Annotated in this window: 11 protein-coding genes; 1 reads left to right on the plus strand and 10 read right to left on the minus strand. The window is 45.8% G+C overall.

The window, feature by feature from the left end; all coding sequences use genetic code 11:
• The first annotated feature begins 185 nt into the window (after positions 1–185).
• Complete coding sequence (locus tag DW850_RS05845; protein WP_117786519.1) at positions 186–2,657, plus strand: glycosyltransferase; 2,472 nt, start codon at positions 186–188, stop codon at positions 2,655–2,657.
• Positions 2,658–2,848: 191 nt separating this feature from the next.
• Here the strand turns inward: DW850_RS05845 and DW850_RS05850 are convergent, their stop codons facing one another.
• The 10 genes from DW850_RS05850 to DW850_RS05895 all read right to left on the minus strand — a co-directional run bounded on the left by DW850_RS05850 (position 2,849) and on the right by DW850_RS05895 (position 17,398).
• Positions 2,849–4,696: an N-acetylmuramoyl-L-alanine amidase family protein gene (locus DW850_RS05850; RefSeq protein ID WP_117786520.1), complete on the minus strand. Its 1,848-nt coding sequence runs from the start codon at positions 4,694–4,696 to the stop codon at positions 2,849–2,851.
• 258 nt (positions 4,697–4,954) lie between these two features.
• On the minus strand, positions 4,955–5,308 hold the full coding sequence (locus DW850_RS05855; protein ID WP_117786521.1) for a DUF2304 domain-containing protein: 354 nt from the start codon (positions 5,306–5,308) through the stop codon (positions 4,955–4,957).
• Positions 5,308–6,054, minus strand: a complete 747-nt coding sequence (locus DW850_RS05860; protein ID WP_117786522.1) for a glycosyltransferase family 2 protein — start codon at positions 6,052–6,054, stop codon at positions 5,308–5,310. The genes DW850_RS05855 and DW850_RS05860 overlap by 1 nt, the downstream gene beginning before the upstream one ends.
• Positions 6,055–6,369: 315 nt before the next feature.
• A complete protein-coding gene (locus DW850_RS05865; protein WP_158565230.1) occupies positions 6,370–8,346 on the minus strand; it encodes a DUF2142 domain-containing protein in 1,977 nt (658 codons plus the stop codon).
• A 112-nt stretch (positions 8,347–8,458) separates the two neighbouring features.
• Positions 8,459–9,604: a glycosyltransferase family 4 protein gene (locus DW850_RS05870; protein ID WP_117786524.1), complete on the minus strand. Its 1,146-nt coding sequence runs from the start codon at positions 9,602–9,604 to the stop codon at positions 8,459–8,461.
• 33 nt (positions 9,605–9,637) lie between these two features.
• The gene (locus tag DW850_RS05875) at positions 9,638–10,498 is read right to left on the minus strand and encodes a phosphorylcholine transferase LicD (RefSeq protein ID WP_158564979.1); all 861 of its coding nucleotides are present in this window, start codon (positions 10,496–10,498) and stop codon (positions 9,638–9,640) included.
• A gap of 4 nt (positions 10,499–10,502) precedes the next feature.
• Positions 10,503–11,747, minus strand: a complete 1,245-nt coding sequence (locus DW850_RS05880; protein ID WP_124786114.1) for a lipopolysaccharide biosynthesis protein — start codon at positions 11,745–11,747, stop codon at positions 10,503–10,505.
• 44 nt (positions 11,748–11,791) lie between these two features.
• A complete protein-coding gene (locus DW850_RS05885; protein WP_158564977.1) occupies positions 11,792–12,739 on the minus strand; it encodes a glycosyltransferase in 948 nt (315 codons plus the stop codon).
• 373 nt (positions 12,740–13,112) lie between these two features.
• Positions 13,113–15,182, minus strand: coding sequence for a L,D-transpeptidase family protein (locus tag DW850_RS05890; protein ID WP_117786528.1), 2,070 nt, complete (start codon positions 15,180–15,182; stop codon positions 13,113–13,115).
• A gap of 44 nt (positions 15,183–15,226) precedes the next feature.
• Positions 15,227–17,398, minus strand: coding sequence for an NlpC/P60 family protein (locus DW850_RS05895; RefSeq protein WP_117786529.1), 2,172 nt, complete (start codon positions 17,396–17,398; stop codon positions 15,227–15,229).
• Between the last annotated feature and the right edge of the window lie 116 nt (positions 17,399–17,514).

Genomic DNA, 17,514 nt, shown 5'->3' on the forward strand with positions numbered 1-17,514 from the left:
GACCCGCCGGCGAGGATGATGCCTTTCATAAAAATCCTCTCGATTGACAATCGTTGAGCAAAAGCCGCTGATTACAGATGCATAGTTAATTAAATTATACGCACCGGCAGCAACCTCCCCGTCTTCTTATTTAAATCGGACAGCAGAAACACGCAACTCTTTCTGCATTTCTAGCGAGGCAACAAATGAAAAAGTACAATGAGCAGTGTCCAACAAACGAAAGGCAAACAATGCGAGTCGAAACAACCGGAGTATGCAGAGGAAACTGGAAAATCTACCAGCAGCTTAAGATTGAAGGCATCCATAAAGGCTCCAGCGTAACAGCCCAGGCGGCTACAGACGATAACCGCTGCTTGCCTTTATCCCTCCTAAAATTCCGGGACAATAGCTGTGATTCGAACTCATACGTCCTTGTAATCCCCGATCCCGATGCTCGCGCAATCAAAATTGAGTTTAGCGAAATCGGCAAAGACGGTCGTAACCTGAGCAGCGACTCCCTTTCGCTCAATTGCAAGAACATCAAATGGGAGTCGCGTCTTAACTACAAAATTAAACCTGACATGTGCAGCAAACTCAGAAATTACGATGACGTTTCAGAGTTTGAGATGGCGACGATTGATTTTTGGCAGTGCATCGAAGATTCAAACGAGTATATCCTGAGGTGCACGGTTAGAACACCGTACCGCAACGACTCGCAAATCAAACTTCGCTGCCTCGATCGGTTCCTCAATGAGGTTGAGCTGAGCATAGTCAACTTCGGCTCAAATGTAACGAGTGTTGGATTTACATCCGAGAAAAAACAACTTGAAACACAGCTCTCGATCCGCATGCCAAAGGCGTTTGATCGTTACTACTTTATAATTGGCGATCAAAATCACCCTTCATTCAGTGCATTTGACTGCTTAACGCCTGATAAATTAGGCTTGCTTCTTGAGGAGACCAACTTCCTCTTTACCCATGCGCAGTTTGACCCTGAATACCCCGAATGGTTTACAGAGCATAAGGCAACCATTGGCGCACTGGAGAAGCAGAGAAAAATCGTCTTCAATAGCGCTCCGAAATTCAGCATCATTGTCCCTCTTTACAACACGCCCATTTCGTTTTTTAACGATATGGTCGAATCCGTAAAAAACCAGTCTTATGCAAACTGGGAGCTCCTCCTAGTTAATGCAAGCCCTGACAATCAGGAACTAAAGGCTCGCGTTGAGCAGGAAACAGCCCGCGACAACAGAATTAAGTCAATTAATCTTACCGAAAATAAGGGTATTTCCGAAAACACAAACGCAGGCGTTGCCGTAGCTTCGGGCGATTTCGTTAGCTTCTTTGACCATGACGACATTCTTGAACCGGACTTGTTGTTCTCATATGCCGAGGCAATTGAAAACAATAATGGCGTCGATCTTCTTTATTGTGATGAAGATAAACTCATGCCCGATGGAAAGTTAGCGCAGCCGTTCTTTAAGCCGGATTTCAATATCGATCTGCTCAGAAACAATAACTATATCTGCCACATGCTTACCATCCGTAAGTCCCTGCTAGACACTCTAGAGCCGAACACAAAAGAGTTCGATGGAGCACAGGATCATAATCTGACTCTCCGCGCCGTGGAAAAGGCAAGGAAAGTTCATCATGTTGCGAAGGTTCTATACCACTGGCGCCTAAGCGAGACCTCCACCGCAGCAAATGCCGATAGCAAGCCGTATGCCACTATCGCAGGTATCAAAGCGGTCCAGAGTCATTTGGACAGGCTTGGGCTCAATGCGAAGGTCGAACAAGCGCGTCGTCCCTTTACATATAAAGTAACCTACGCTGTGCCAGATTCCCACCCACTCGTGTCAATTATCATCCCGACTAAAGACCACGCCGACATTCTGAACAACTGCATTACATCAATTGTTGAGAAATCAACGTACGACAATTACGAGCTCGTCATAATCGAAAACAACAGCACAGAAAAGGTGACGTTCGATTATTACGATAAGTTGCAAGCAAAATATCCTGACATCGTTCGTCTTGTAACTTGGGAACACGAATTCAATTTCTCCAAGCTCATGAACTTTGGCGTTGCTCACGCCAAGGGCGACTATCTCTTGCTATTGAATAACGATACTGAGGTAATTACGCCCAATTGGATCGAGACCATGCTTGGCATCTGCGCACGTGAGGATGTTGGCGCAGTCGGTGCAAAACTCTACTATCCCGACAACACCATTCAGCACGCGGGCCTATGCGTCACTGGCGGCGTGGCGGGACATCTTTGCCAGAGCATGCCAAGGAATAATTGGGGCTACTTTGCACTCAACGATGCGCAACAAGACTTCAGCGCTGTCACTGCAGCTTGCATAATGACCAAGCGTAGCGAATATGAGAAAGTCGGAGGTTTCACCGAAGAGCTTCAAGTTGCATTTAATGATGTTGACTTTTGCTTAAAGCTACGCGAGATTAACGACCTGATCGTATACACGCCCGAAGTCGAGCTCTATCACTACGAGTCGATTTCTAGAGGCGTTGAAAACAATACGGAAAAGCAGATTCGGTTCCACAAAGAAGTCGCATACATGAATTATCGCTGGGCAAAATACTATGTCGAAGGCGATCCGTACATTAACCCAAATTTCAGCGTGGGAGAACCCGGAAATCGCTACTATCATTTATAAAGTGTTAGCTTAATTCTGCGCTTTCTAATTTTAACCTTATTAAAATGCGACTAATAGATAAGGGAATCGAGGGTCAACCCTCGATTCCCTTACTATGAATAATTGCATTCCATACATGATATACAGTTAAGAAGCGTTTGTGATTCGATACACAAGCAGGCGTTGATTCCGCATGCTGGCCAGAATCCGCATCATTCCAAAGGCGTATTTAAAACCCAGCCCCACTGTGGTATAGCGGTAGTGTGGTAGTAGTTCAGCCACCAAGCAAGTGATGTTGTCCTGATGTAACCGATGTTATCCATAACCATACCGTTTCCGATATAAATAGCAATATGGCCCCAGCGGGCACCAGCACTTGTATGAGTATGCGTAGGGACCGCAACGATCATTCCAACTTTAAGCTGAGATATATCTCGGCTGTAACACCAATTCCAGAACATGTCGCATGCGTCGCCGTTGGGATATGACCCCAGCACGGGGTAAAACACATGGCTAACCCACTCCGAGCACAGTCCCGCCCCAGGAGAAGGAACGCTATGGCAACGATTAACGATCTGGGACTGCAAGGAGGCGCGCGCGGAGTGCTCAGGCTCCACCCAAGCACCTGAGGCATTAAAGAAATACTCGGAGTCTCCAATTCTGTTCCAGCCATTTACCATTTGTCCAGAAGACATAAGGTAGTACCACGTTCCATCATCATCGAGGAACCAGCCAGTATTCATAGCTCCGGATTCGTTGTCGAGGTGATACCACCTACCGTCAATGAATCGCCAACCGCGCTGCAGAACCCCATCTGAGTCTGTGTAAAACCACACCTGTGCAGCTGAGGACCAATACCAGCCAGCGACAGGCTTTCCCTCGGGATCCCTGAGCTTAATTCCACCCGCGCCGTCCTTGACGCCCGAAAGCACAATCGCACCACTGCTGCACGCATAATATACGTTTTCATCTTGTGAGAAGACCCAAGTGTTGCACTTTAATGCACCGCCGCTATCCGGATCCAAATAATAAATGGAGCCATTTACAGTTTGAAATCCTTCCAGCATGGCGCCATTATTATTGGGGTCTAGCAAATACCAGCTAGAACCATTGTAAAACCACCCGGTACGAATCTCTCCCGATGCGTTGGAGCAATACCATGCCCCATCGTTAATAAACCAACCGGAGCTCATAGAACCGGATTCGGAAAAATGATACAAAGAGCCGTTAACAAGCCTAAAGCCCGTAGCCATTAATCCAGAAGGCTCAAGCCAGTACCAAGTATTGCCAAGGAGTAACCACCCGGTCTGCATAGCGCCCGAACTGTCCAAATAGTACCAGCTATCATCAATTAAAACCCAGCCGGTCTTCATTGAACCCGATGTCTCGTCAAGGTAGAACCAGCGCCCACCGGTGGCAGCCCATCCCTTCAAATGTGCACAGGAGTTAGAAAATAAATGCCAGCCATCGTTCAAGTATTTCCAGCCAGTAGCTGCATAACCTTCGGAATCAAAATAATACTCCGCCCCTCTAATGGACAGAAAACAGTTTGACGGCCAACCACCAGCCTCATATCTCCACCACCATTTACCGTTTTGGTAGGCCCAAGAACCAGGAAGAGCGATGTTATTATCAGAGGAACGAACGATCTGGAACGACAGTTGAGAGGTAACGCCGGCGTAATTCCCTAGCCCATTCACTCTTATAGTGGCGCAGCCAGGGGCAACATTATCTGAATACGTGACTTCATAATCGATTCCGCTTGCTAGCACAGAACCGCTGGCAGTCAAAACAGAGACATCAGGAGTAATCACATCGCCAGTATATTCATATATCGACGAATCGATAGATGCTTTGAAATTATCGGAATCCAAAGTCAAACGATCGCTACCTGATGTCCCAAATGCTTCCTGACCCGATTGAACCAAAGAGCCATCAGTGCCTTCAGCCACGCAATCTTCAGTTAATGAAAATGCGATTGCGGGCCATAAAAGAGAGATGAAACAAATAGATGTTAGACAAACCACGCTGATTAAACTCAGATGTCGATTTTTCATCATTTTTCTCTTCTCGCCAAATCAAATTAACCTTTGAATATCCAGATGCAGTCGACCCAGAGATGCAGTTCCCAAATTAATTAATATGCAAGACAACTCGCTTGATACGTTGCACCAGATAAAACGATAAGACACTCAACATAGGGATTGTCTATTTGTTAGACAATCCACAACCAGCAGTCGAGCGCGATCAATGGTGCACAAACTTAGGAGCCCTAATGAGGGATAGCCGAAGGAACTGAATCAAACCATGTATTGAGCTCATTCATGATCAGACCTTTTCTCAAGCTCTTTTTCGAGCAGGGCAATCCTATGAGTAAGGTTTTTGATCGCCAAAACATGACGACTCGCGGCAACGCTAAGAGACAGAGAGATTGCAAGCAACAGCACGATTGCACCCAAAAAAAGGAAATTGGCCGGGTTGACAAACCCAATAGCTGTTGAACAACTATAAATAATCTGAGGACATAAATCACAGATCAAGGCCGCCATACACATCAAAATCCACAGCAAAGAGTACTTAAGAAGCATCTTTCCGTTGGACACGAGACGTAAAACATAGACGAGGAATCCGCCGAAAAAGAGGGCCGCACCAATCCTCAAAATAAGATTCATTATTTGTCTCCCCTATGAACCCAGCACACAAGGACAATGGCTAACGTAACCTTGACCATATAGTAGACGGAAGAGAAGCCCCCGATAGATGAACGTCCACCTTGGCGCTCATTCATCTTTACAGGCGCTTCCATAACGGGAAGACCAAGCTTCATAGCCAAAGCAATCGACTCTGGCTCCGGGTAGTCATCAGGATAACTCTTGCAGAACAGGTCGATAGCATCTTTATTGCAGGCCCTAAAGCCAGAAGTGGGATCGGTGACCACCTTACCCGTAAGCAACTCGAGCAAAAATGAAAGCCACCTGATTCCAACACGACGCATAAAAGTTGATTGAAAACCATCAGTCTCAACCAGAAATCGAGAGCCTATCGCCAAACTCGCACCGCTCTCAATCAGCTTTACAAGCTCAGGAATATAAGAAGGATCATGTTGGCCATCGCCGTCAACCTGAATGTCGATATCATAGCCAAATCTCTGGGCATATTTATGGCCCGCTTGGACCGCTCCACCGATACCAAGGTTCTGCGGCAAATCCAATATGTTGATACCATGCTCTCGACAAAGCTCAAGCGTTGTATCTTGTGAGCCGTCGTTGATTACGACATAGTCATAACCCGCAGCTTTTATAGCTGCAACGGTATTGAGAATGCACTCCTGTTCGTTATAGGCAGGAATTATTACGAGAACACGCAGATGTCCTTTTGAACATGTCGTTGAAGTAAAAGACAATCGAGATTCATCCATTCCAAAAACAGTTGGCTCTTAGCGACGCCCAAAGAATTTGCGACTCTTACAGTCCAACGCATAGCTTAACTCAGACTTAAGTTTACTGTATCCTGTCTAACCATTAGGAAGTTACATCTCAAGCTTAGATATTTAGCTTGCTCAACTAGGGCACACATGGAGTCCCCATCCATCACCGCAGGAAAAGGACCCCTTGCAGTTCTGCCTCAAATACGGGGCGCATGTCCTGAGCGAACCCTCAACGCCGTCCCATTCGATCCAATCGAATCCAACTAATTGCCCACTCCTACTATAACCATGACCTATATCGCTAATTTAGAAAAAACGGATATACAGAAGCTCGAACATCACAAAATACAGCAGCGCAAATGGAGCCCCGAGCATAAAGGCTGTAACTTTAGCCTTCACCTCCTCATCGCAGTAAATAGGGAACCTGAGCAATAGACAGGCAAAAGGTATTATCAAAGGTATGAGATATCGCGCTTGGACACCCGCAACTGTCTGGCTTCCAACTCCTGTAAAAGCGATGTATAGAGCCAAAGCAACTAGGTGGCAAGTAGCAAGAACCAGGAATAGAGTCCAAACAATTCCGCAACGGCTAAGCTTTATTTTAGTATCTTTTTCATTATCAATAATGCAAATAGCTTCAAACAGCATGATGGGGAGATACGAAAGCCATGGGAACAGATTAGACACGTCCCCAAGATAAGCCATATTCGTTGATATTGAATTGAGAAACGCCGGGGTCAGCATCGATCCAAAAACGAAATTCGAGATTACAGCTATAGTTCCAACTGGATTTGCAAGCACTCCCGTCGTTTGACCAGCCGTAGAGACTTCGGAGCCACCACGTGCATCAGAAATATTATTTACGACAGATGAGAAATATGGCGTCAAGAAAGATAGGATCATAATGGCACAAACGAATAGAGCAGTACCAATCAAGATACGTCTTTGCTTGCTTGAAACATATTTATTTGCAGGAATTAAAAGCGCAAGTCCAAATAAGGGAAAATAAATCGCTTTAGCTGCAAACCCGATTGCAAAAGATAGTAGAAATGCGAAGAACGTTTTAGCAGAAATATCCTCTTCAGAAATAAGCATCTTCAACAAAAGAGCTGTTCCTAGCAAACTGAACGATATCACACAGGGATCATACGAGTAACTGGCTGCCATTAACACAGCAGACGGGAACAACGCAATACAAGTGAAAAGACATTTTCTGCAAGGGGCTATACGAATTGCGATTCCGCAGATAACTGCATACGCAAACAAATTAAAAATTTTACCCAATGCAAATTTGATAGAGAATGGGAGATGAAGCAAGCGACCCAAACAAAGGCCGATAGATGAAGGAATATAGGCAATTTTAGAAAGAGCCACACTATCAAAACAATTAAAACGTTCGATACCTTCAGCTAAATCATTTTTATCAGCCTCTCTGACCAATTGCTCAACAGAGCCACGGTTAAACTCTCTTGTTTCATCTATTGGGTACTTACCCAAAGCTGCATCCAAACTAAAGCCGTCCCCCATACAAAACTGCTCGACTATCATTCGGTCAGAATTTGTTATTTCAGCATTTGTGAGGTAGGAAAAACTGTTTGCATTTCCATAGTGGACCTCATCATCCCATGTCAAAAAATTTGTAACGGGAAAGCAAATAATTACGGATAGACCAATTGAGACAATGCATGCGAAAGCGAACAGTTCGGGCTTCAGATAAGAAATGCCCCCATTAATAGCAATCAATCCGATCAAAACCGTAATGGGCAAAGCAGACGCGAACAACACCGTCTTTGACTTATCGAGCGGAATGCCAATAAAAGCGATTAAAACAGCAAAGCCAACAAAAACCGCCAAATAAAAGAAACACTTCTTAGCATCAGTTTTCTTAACCGAGGTTACGAAGCTCTTCATCAGGCCATAGCAAAGCTCAATTCCCTGGAACGCTAAAACTAAATGAAAGCATATAACCAGACCTGAGATATTCCATGCACCAAGACCGAAGGGGCCAAACGTCTTCGCGCCAGCCAATATGATGAAAACTAGCAGAAAGCTGCTGAGGATACTGGACGCGACGAGAACGGTTATCTGACGAATAGCATCACCGCTCGACTGTGATTTCGGTTGCAAATATAAGCACGCAACAGCAACGACATCGCAAAAGAGTTCAAGAATGAATAGATTTAAATTCTTATAGTGCAATGATGTCGCGACAGCTAACAAAAGAAGTCCCAGCCCAAAGATGGCAAGCGCGTACTCGCTTTTCTTAATTGCAGGATTATTCAAAACGTGCATCTCCAACTAAAGACAAAATCGAATAGGATAAGTCGACAATAACAAATTCGGGTCTTAGATCCAACTTCACTCAAAAGCTAAGTAAAAGCCAGCCAAGTATCACTTAGCAAATACAAAACGCCTTCTCGACATCTATAGCAGTGGCGTCCCAGCTATATCGATTTTCAACAAGGGCCCTAGAGTTTCGAGACTGTAGAGAAAGCAGCTTTCGATCATCAAAAAGCCTGCATAATGCCGAAACCACCTCATCAGATGACATGGACTGAATTATCGTGCCGTAGCTATCATCTGGAATAAGCTCGTGCGCGCCTCCCACATCTGTTACCACAGCAGGCGTTCCGCAAGCTGAAGCCTCAAGAAGTACCGTCGAAAAGCCTTCGGACCGAGTTGGAAGACAAAGCACATCTGCTTGCTGAAGTAAGGAGGAAATGTCCTCTGCGCTACATCTCCCAAGCCAAAACAAGTTCGACGAACAGGCTTCCTTGACTTCATTGGCCAGCGGACCATCCCCTGCAAGAACAAAACAAATATCACGCTTGGTAATATCCTTTGCGCGAGCTGCCTCAATAATTGAATAAATTCCCTTTTCAGGAATAAACCGCCCAACAAAAGCCACAACTAAAGATGATTGAGGGACACCTAATTCTGATCGGAAATCTCTACCCGAAGAGATGCTCCTATAAATTGAAGCATTGATTGAGTTCGATATTACGCCCTTTGCACCGATATTAAAATGCTGAAGCCATTCAACGCTTTTAGAAGAAATCCCATAGAAATCAGGTTCAAACGTCTTTACGCGATCAGTAATCCAATCCTCATATCGGCGCACAAAATAATCAAGGAATGGCTGATTGAAAGAAAGATACGCTGAACCATGGTCGAGAACGACGGCCCTAGTGTTATGATCCACAGCAAACTTCAGCCCTTCGAGTGAGAGGGGGAAAAGCCTCGTGTTGATAAGTACGCCGTCCCACTCATAATCATCAAGGCTTTGCAGGAGCCGGTAATAATCGCCGGTTTTTTTGGGAAGAGGAAGCCTTCCATCAAGCAATGAAATACATGGAAGCCGAATTATCTCGAGACCGTTTTCGACTGAATGACCGACTCCTACGCGCATTGAATCATTAGTAACGATAACCACCCTGTCGCCGCGGGCAGCTAGGGCATGAGCGAGACCATCGACAAAATTACCAATTCCACTAAGTTGCGGGTGATAATGATGGGTGAAAATACAAATAGAAGAACTCATTACATAACCTCATCTGGTAAAGATTTCATATCCTTAATTCTGCGCAGTCCAGACTTCACCATCCCCAAAGTCAAGCAGAAGAGGAAGATGGGTATGTCGATTTTCCGGCTCCGGAATTTTCTTCCATTCGCCATACATCGTTGTAAGATATTTATCCGTCATACGAGGAACGGGGAATTCACTGCCTTCGAAAACCGCACTGCTCAGAGGGAAAATCTCTGAAATAGGCACTGGCGCCATATTCGGCCAGCTTAACGTCAGACAATAATCAGAGACCTCACCCGTATTTGAGTCGGCAATACAGGAGTCGAACAAATCCTGGTAAGAGCATGCGCCTCGAGAAACCAGTCGTTCCACTACGTGTATAGCAGAACAACCAATTTGCTCGAGTTGTCCAAGGAACCCTTTATGAGGGACAACAATGGAAGAAGAGTGATATAAATAAGCTCTTTTCTGTGCAATTGATGCAGTTCGGACTTGTTTTGCACGAAGGCGTTTATCTGTATAGAGCTGGTCATATGGAAAGATGTCGACAAAAATACCCATCGAACTGGAAGCCTCTCGAGCCTCCTGATTCTCGAAGCGAGTTTCATCGCGATACACCTTAGCAAACATCGCAGCATAGCCAATAGTATTCCGCGATGTATGGAGCGAATATCCTTCCGGTAAACCATCCTCGGCTAAAGAGCAAAAGCGGTCATAGTCTGAACGCATCATTCCGATATCTATATCATCATCCCAAGGGATAAACCCCCTATGACGCATTGCTCCTAAACATGTTCCGCCATCAAGCCACCACCTGATGCCGTGCTTAGAGCAGAATGCAGCGACAACCTGAAGGATATCCAATTCAGTGTTTTGAAGCTTTAATAGCGCGTGAGCTTTAGACATCATCGGCCTATCTCTTTTCCCCAAACCATTCTTGCGTCTGTTTCCCCAAAACAAAAGACTGATAAATAAGGCAAATAGCATTGGATATAAGCGCCGTTACAGTAGGGCCATTTAAGCCAAACAACACTTGCGCGGGAGCCATGACAGCAACAGCACTGATTAAGGACAATATGCTGCCAACAAATACCCCTCGGTAGTTATCAAGAGAAACCAGCAAATCGTTGACAAACCAAGCAATGCCAGTCAAAAAGGCACAAGCCAACATAGGCTGAAGGAGATCAGAATGTTTGGCTATTCCAGCGCCATAAAACAAAGACAGCAATAATTTGCCGAAAAAGAAAAGCGCAACTGCTGATATGACGCCGACAAATAAAATACCGGCAAGTATTTTACCTATAAGCGTAAAAAAGGACTTTTCCCTAGAATAGTAACGCTCTACTAAATAACCTAATAAAGGATTATAGATATACGTCGCACCCATTTGGATAATTGCCACGGGAGCAGCAACTGATGCATAAATGCCTAGAGCAGAATCTCCGAATGTATAAGATAAATACTGCCTTGGAATATTCGGCGCCGCAGAAGCAGCAATGCCGCCCAGAACGATGGGCAAACAGCCACATAGGAAAGCTCTGACCTTCGCTTGGGTAATTCCAAGTTTGATTGCAGAGATTCGATTTGATCTCGGATAATCGTAAATAACACCGATACCTATAGTCACTACCGTCATTAGCAACAATGCACCTTCGAGGCTATTTAACAGCCCAAAGACAACAATGAACGAAAGGAGAGAACCAATGCCCTGCATTATGAGGGATTTCCCAATATAGTCCATCCTATGGCCAACCTGATCATTGGCATGCATGACATCAATAACTAAGCCGGCGGTTTTATAGAGAGCATACAAAAGAACAGCAGGCACCGTATCAATACGACACGTCGCAATGGAATAGACGGCCAACATTGCAAACGCCATAAACGTAGTAAAGAAACGAAAAGTCAGGTATTCACCAGCAGAGTTTTTCCTTTCAACATCTGCAATTTGTACCGTGTACATCCTGTATTGGGCCAATTGAGAAAACATGTTGAAAATAGACATAGCAAGGGAATAAATTCCAGCAGCACTATATCCATCAGACAGTCGAACGACCAATATAGTGATTAGCCATTGACAGCCTAAATTCGTCAACGAGCCAACGGTATTCCAGAACATATTGTGTTTAATCGAAAGAGTCTTCTCTGTGGCTTCCACAAATATAAGCGCCCTTCTGAACAAGTCGCGATTCGGATACGAAGCTATTTTGCTTCTTTAATCATGTTTAAAATCAAAAGAAACAGCCAATTCGGTACAAGTCGCATAACGATTTCAGCTTTAGCAATGGACGGGCAAGCTCGTCGATATTTAAGCAAGCCAATTATGGAGCGTCGCTCTCTTGCATCGGCGAACCCCATTATTTCCTTTAGGTGCGGTGAATCAGGAAATCTTTCGGCAAATTGCTTAGCTGTATCAACCCTGTTTTTAACTCTTGTTAAATACCAATCATCTTTTGAAGCAACACCCGCAAGGAATCCAGTTTCATTCCCGCCATGTCGACGATACTTAACCAAGGGAGTCGTTGTAAAACTGCACTTCCCCAGTTCGCTGCAGCCCAATGTCAACCACAAATCATGTGCAGTGGATTCCGGAAAGGGAATCATCGACTTAGCAGCACTCGCATCTAGCATGAGAGCCATACCAATGCCGTAGCATACACTTGCAGCCTGAATAGTAATATCCTCTCCGGAGCACCAATTTACTTCAGGCGAATTTGGATGAGCTTTTCTGTAGCTCTCTACCAGCATGTTTCCGTTTTCGTCGATTACCGATCTATCGCAAACATCAAGAATTGAGCCTTCTTCTAGCATATGGTTGAGCGAAACTTGAACTCTGTTAGGCTCCCAAATATCATCTTGATCGCAAAATACTACGTAATCCCCTTCTGCCAAAGAGAGTAGTGCCTCGAACGATTTGACATAACCGAGATTTTTATCGCCATGATAATAACGATAGGCGTTTTTCTTTATATGCTCTTGGATAAACCCCTCTAAAGAGGCCGATTCGGGGCAGTCATTTCTGACCAAAAGCGTAACCGGAAACGTTTGTTCATCAATCGAATCAAGTTGAGCGGCGAAAAACTTAAGATCAGGTTTATATGCTGAAAGAAGTACGCATACGCCTGTACCATTTCCCTTTTCTATTTCCAAAAATCCTCCCAAAGTCATGTTTTCAAGATTAGCAAAGCAATCATTAGAGATTTAAGGTGTTGTTTATTACGCTCAAAAAAGACAGGAGAAGGCTCGGCCTTTAGATAATACATGGCGGCAAATTGAATGGTGCTCCCGTAATTTTTAACACCAACACCGACATCTCGCCCCCCTAGAGGGAGCGAGATGGTTGGCTTTTCAAAATAATCTGAAAAGGAAGCTCGTAGAGAATTAAAATCCTGCGCACCGGAAGTGCATACAGTTTATGACTGCCTTCTCATGAAACCGCTTGCCAAATCAAAGCACCTCAATTGGAAAAGAGTCCCTTAAGAATCAGTGTCTTTCTCCCACCTTTAAAGACACTTGTCCAATATCAATAGGTAACAACCTTTGTTCCATAAGGTATGTTATCGTAAATCCATTTTGCGTTCTGGATCTCAAGGCGCACACATCCTGCAGAGGATGGAACGCCCATCGTGGGATCCATCACCCGGTTACTGTTGACGTAGTAGGGCGAAGAATGGAATAGATAATCACCGTAGAACTGTGTGTAGTAATAGCAAGTATATCCATGCCCAAAGGAGTATCCCTTTCCGTAGACTTGGTACTCCCCTATCACAGTTGGCGTACTGGCTTTTCCCGTCGAACATACATATCGACGGTTTAAGGACCAATTATTCCATGACCCAGTGTAGATGCTCGTGATACAACGCGACGTATCGACAAGTATCAGCCAATTTGTATTACTTGAATAACTTTGAGCTTTAGCGTCCATATAGTCTGACACCCACGCGCCGTTAGCCATGAAGTAATTCCAGGATCCGTCCACAACGCGCCAGCCAGTAGCCATAGCCCCACTAGCATCAAGCCAATACCAGGTGCCGCCCAAATTGAGCCATCCCGTCTGCATATAACCAGACGAATTCAAGTAATACCAATATCCGTTAACGGCAACCCAACCGGTTTTCATAACGTAAGTAGATGGATCTAAATAGAACCAGGAGCCATCCTTGCTCAGCCAGCCAGATCGTGCATAGCCAGCGGTCTCATCAAAGAAGTACCATTTTCCGTTAACGTTCTGCCAGCCGACGCTCAAGGAGCCATTAGTCGGATCAGCATAGAAAATGCAGCCACCAAGCGTCACGAAACCGCGCGCTTCGACCAATTCGCCATCGCCGTTTGAAGTAAATAACTTCCCATTGCGCAATGTTCCGCACAACGAGCAGTCAGAACCAGCAAAAGCCTTAGACGGACCATCCTGAACCGAGTCCTGGACATCTACCCATTCACGACAAGCAACAGCGCCTGAGCCTTTTGCATAATAGCTTTTCCCATTTACAGAAAAATGCCCGAGCAGCATTTTGCCGTCGACGGCAGGATCAAGATAATAGTATTGGCTACCGTCCTTCAGCCAACCCGTCTTTACAATACCCGATGCATTAGATGGCTCAGCGTAATACCAGTCTCCATCGCTCATAAACCAGCCGAGTGACAGCGCTCCCGTTGAAGAAAAATGATACCGATTCGATCCGATGGAAAAAAAGCCGGTAACCATTCTATTGTCATTTGCGATATCGAGCCAATACCAAGCGCCGTTCACCGAACGCCAGCCCGACGCAAGTGCGCCGGAACCGTCTGCGTAATACCAGTCCGTACCATCAAACGCCCAACCAACGGCCATTGCACCGGAATCCGATAAATAATAACGTGATGAGCCAACGGAAACGATTCCCCTAGACATAGCACCATCATTGGCGGGATCAAGCCAATACCAGTTATTGCCAGTTTGAAGCCAACCGGTTAAGACTTCACCATTGCTACCCCAATACCATAAACCGTTATCAAGACACCATCCATTAATCAGTCCATAGGTTCCAAGAAGATAAGGATGCCCATCGATAACACGTCGCCCAGTAACCATGGAACAGCCGTCAAGGGAGTCAAACCAGTACCATTGGCCTCCGATAAGCTGCCAACCATTTGCCAAAGCGCCTGACGGACCCGCGTAATACCACTTATTTTCAGTAAAAATCCAGCCGCAGCTCATTGCGCCGTCACGAGCGGGGTCCAAGTAGTACAGCGAGTCGTCAATATTCTGCATTCCGGTCAAACGACAGCCATCTAGATAGTAATACCAGGACAAACCGTTCCATTGCCATCCAGATAGTTGTTCTGTAGTCGACGGGTCATGGCTTTCGACAACCTGTAGGCTCGAATCTTCCGTTGTTTTGTCGGCACAATCGCTGGAGTCTTGAGAGCAACCGCCACCGACCAATGCTCCCGGCCCTCCTGTCGAGTCGCGCTCTACGACACCGTTATCCGCCCCCTCTTCCACGGCATAAGCAGTGCAAGAAAATGCGGGGGCTGTAACTGAGAGTAAGGCGGAAAATAGCATCAAGCGAATTACTCGCCAGCAAATTCGATGATCAATCCGAGCATTCATTTCAGGCCCCCCAAACCGATATCGACCGCCTTGCAGCAAATCAATTAAATAAACGGACGAGCTGCGCCGATTACATTTCCCCTTGCGCCAATAGGATGAATTCCGACACCTTGATGAGGCCAGGAATCAATCATCAAGCCGCCGCCAAGTGCAATTGCGATATGCCCGCGATAATAAATCACATCGCCACGCTGAATTGAGTTCGTGCTCACGGGCATAAAGATATTGCTTCGATACCAATTCATGGAATTATAGGTTTGGCTTGGATCCCAGCGATGGTTATAAGGGTTGTAAACACCCATATCCATGCCAGTAGCATAAAGGCACTGCAAGACAAAACCAGAGCAATCAACAGCTCCACCGGGAGCGGTAGACCAAGGCTCAATATATTGCGTACCAATATACTCATAGGCGCGCTGGATAAAGGCGTTCACGCAATCTTCCCGCGTTGCTTCGACAGAAATGCGAGAAGGGGTCACATAGGTAAAGTATCCGGTGCAATAGCTAGGCAGCCGAACAGTCCAAGAACTGACCTGAGGATACTGGGATGGATTTTGCCAGCCAACTTTGTCGCACTGTCCATCGCTCCAGAAAACTCGACGAACGCCATCGATGGTCCTTGCGCCCGTTGCCATAGCGCCGCTGCCGTCTAACCAATACCACTTACCCGAATCTTTAAGCCAGCCAACGTGCATGCTTCCATTGGACTCAAGGTAATACCATGTTCCATTCAGGCATTTCCAACCAGTTGCCATTTTTCCGTCAGCGTTTAGGCAATACCATGCACCGCCAGTAAAAACCCATCCGGTCTTCATCACGCCAGAATCGGCATCAAGCCAATACCAATCGCCGTCAATCTGCAGCCATCCAAGATGAATGGCACCCGTTCCGGGCTCAGCGTAAAACCTAAGGTTTGCGACATTAACCCAGCCGGACGCAACCTGCCAACCATCAGCTCCAGCGGTTTTTAGGATAGTGCCGTTTTCGCGAATCACATCCTTGCAAAGATATCCATTATCATTAGCGTATCTTTGAACGCCGTCATTAACGGTAACCCAGCTTGAAACCACAAGCCTACCGCTCTGGTTTGCAAAACAATCGTTACCGCCCACCTCAAATAAGCCCGTTTTCATGAGATGGCTAACAGGGTCCAGGTAATACCAGCTCGTGCCCTCTTTATACCAGCCAGAAATTAGTGCACCAGATCGGGAGGCGAAATACCAGCCGTCCTCGACCTGGGTCCAACCAACAGCCATAGCCCCGTTAGGCTTTAAATAATAAGCTGCATTGCCAAGGTCTAAATACCCAACGGACATCTTACCATCGGAGGCTGGGTCGAGATAATACCAAGCGCCGTTAACGAGTTTCCAGCCAGTGGCCGCAATACCGTTAGAGCAGTAATACCAATCTACTCCGTCTTTGTACCATCCATTTGCGAGGCCATAGTCACCAAAAATGTAGGTTCTTCCATCAATCTTTTGACGACCCTTAAACATGATGAACGTCTGTGGGTCAAAATAATAGCGAGCCCCACCTATCGTTTGCCATGACGAAGCAAGGGCACCCGATGAATAAGCCCAGTACCAATTCCCGTCAACGAGAATCCAGCCGGTTTTCATAGCACCAGTGGCATCTAAATAGTATTTCCCGCTCCCGAGGTCGACAAAACCAACCTGCATTACATGGGTGGCAGGATCCAGGTAATACCATGTGCCGTTTTGGTAAAACCAACCAGCAGCTAAATCGCCTCCAGCATTGGCATAAAAACATTTTCCATCTGAGTTGCGTAGCCAGCAGTTCTGATATAGCGCGCCAAAAGGCGTTGCGGCATTACCGTCGTTCGCATAAAACGAAGTAGTTGATCCGCCAGCATCGGTCACATTGAAATAACCTGTCTGCATTGCACCATCATTGGCAGGATCTAGCCAATACCAATAGCCCCCGCTTTGCAGCCAGCCAGTTTGGTGTTTACCGTTTTTTCCGTAATACCAAACTCCAGACGACTCGTCTCGTTGCCAGCCATCTTTTATGACGGAAGAATTATCAGGTTGCAAATCATCGGAAACCACAGAAGAAAAATCCGCTTTTGACTCAATACTCTGAGCCTCAACGGAATCCTGTGCAAACGCGACATTCGCACTCAGGGGCAAGCAGCAAGCAGTGATTAATGACGCAGCAGCACAAACAAGCGTGGCCTTCTTTTCGAATCGATACATAAGCGACCCTCCCAGATATCTCGTTTATCTATTTTAATCCACATTCCAAAATTGATTTTCGTTACTGTCTGTTCAGTCTGTGTAGATAAATATATTAAATTGAACATATCGTTCAA

This window comes from Collinsella sp. AM36-4AA (assembly GCF_003467795.1).
Taxonomy (GTDB): Bacteria; Actinomycetota; Coriobacteriia; order Coriobacteriales; family Coriobacteriaceae; genus Collinsella.

Excerpts from the sequence above, each read along its gene's own strand:
- DW850_RS05845 (WP_117786519.1), top strand. The coding sequence starts at position 186 with ATGAAAAAGTACAATGAGCAGTGTCCAACAAACGAAAGGCAAACAATG.
- DW850_RS05850 (WP_117786520.1), bottom strand. The coding sequence starts at position 4,696 with ATGATGAAAAATCGACATCTGAGTTTAATCAGCGTGGTTTGTCTAACA.
- DW850_RS05855 (WP_117786521.1), bottom strand. The coding sequence starts at position 5,308 with ATGAATCTTATTTTGAGGATTGGTGCGGCCCTCTTTTTCGGCGGATTC.
- DW850_RS05860 (WP_117786522.1), bottom strand. The coding sequence starts at position 6,054 with ATGGATGAATCTCGATTGTCTTTTACTTCAACGACATGTTCAAAAGGA.
- DW850_RS05870 (WP_117786524.1), bottom strand. The coding sequence starts at position 9,604 with ATGAGTTCTTCTATTTGTATTTTCACCCATCATTATCACCCGCAACTT.
- DW850_RS05875 (WP_158564979.1), bottom strand. The coding sequence starts at position 10,498 with ATGATGTCTAAAGCTCACGCGCTATTAAAGCTTCAAAACACTGAATTG.
- DW850_RS05890 (WP_117786528.1), bottom strand. The coding sequence starts at position 15,182 with ATGAATGCTCGGATTGATCATCGAATTTGCTGGCGAGTAATTCGCTTG.
- DW850_RS05895 (WP_117786529.1), bottom strand. The coding sequence starts at position 17,398 with ATGTATCGATTCGAAAAGAAGGCCACGCTTGTTTGTGCTGCTGCGTCA.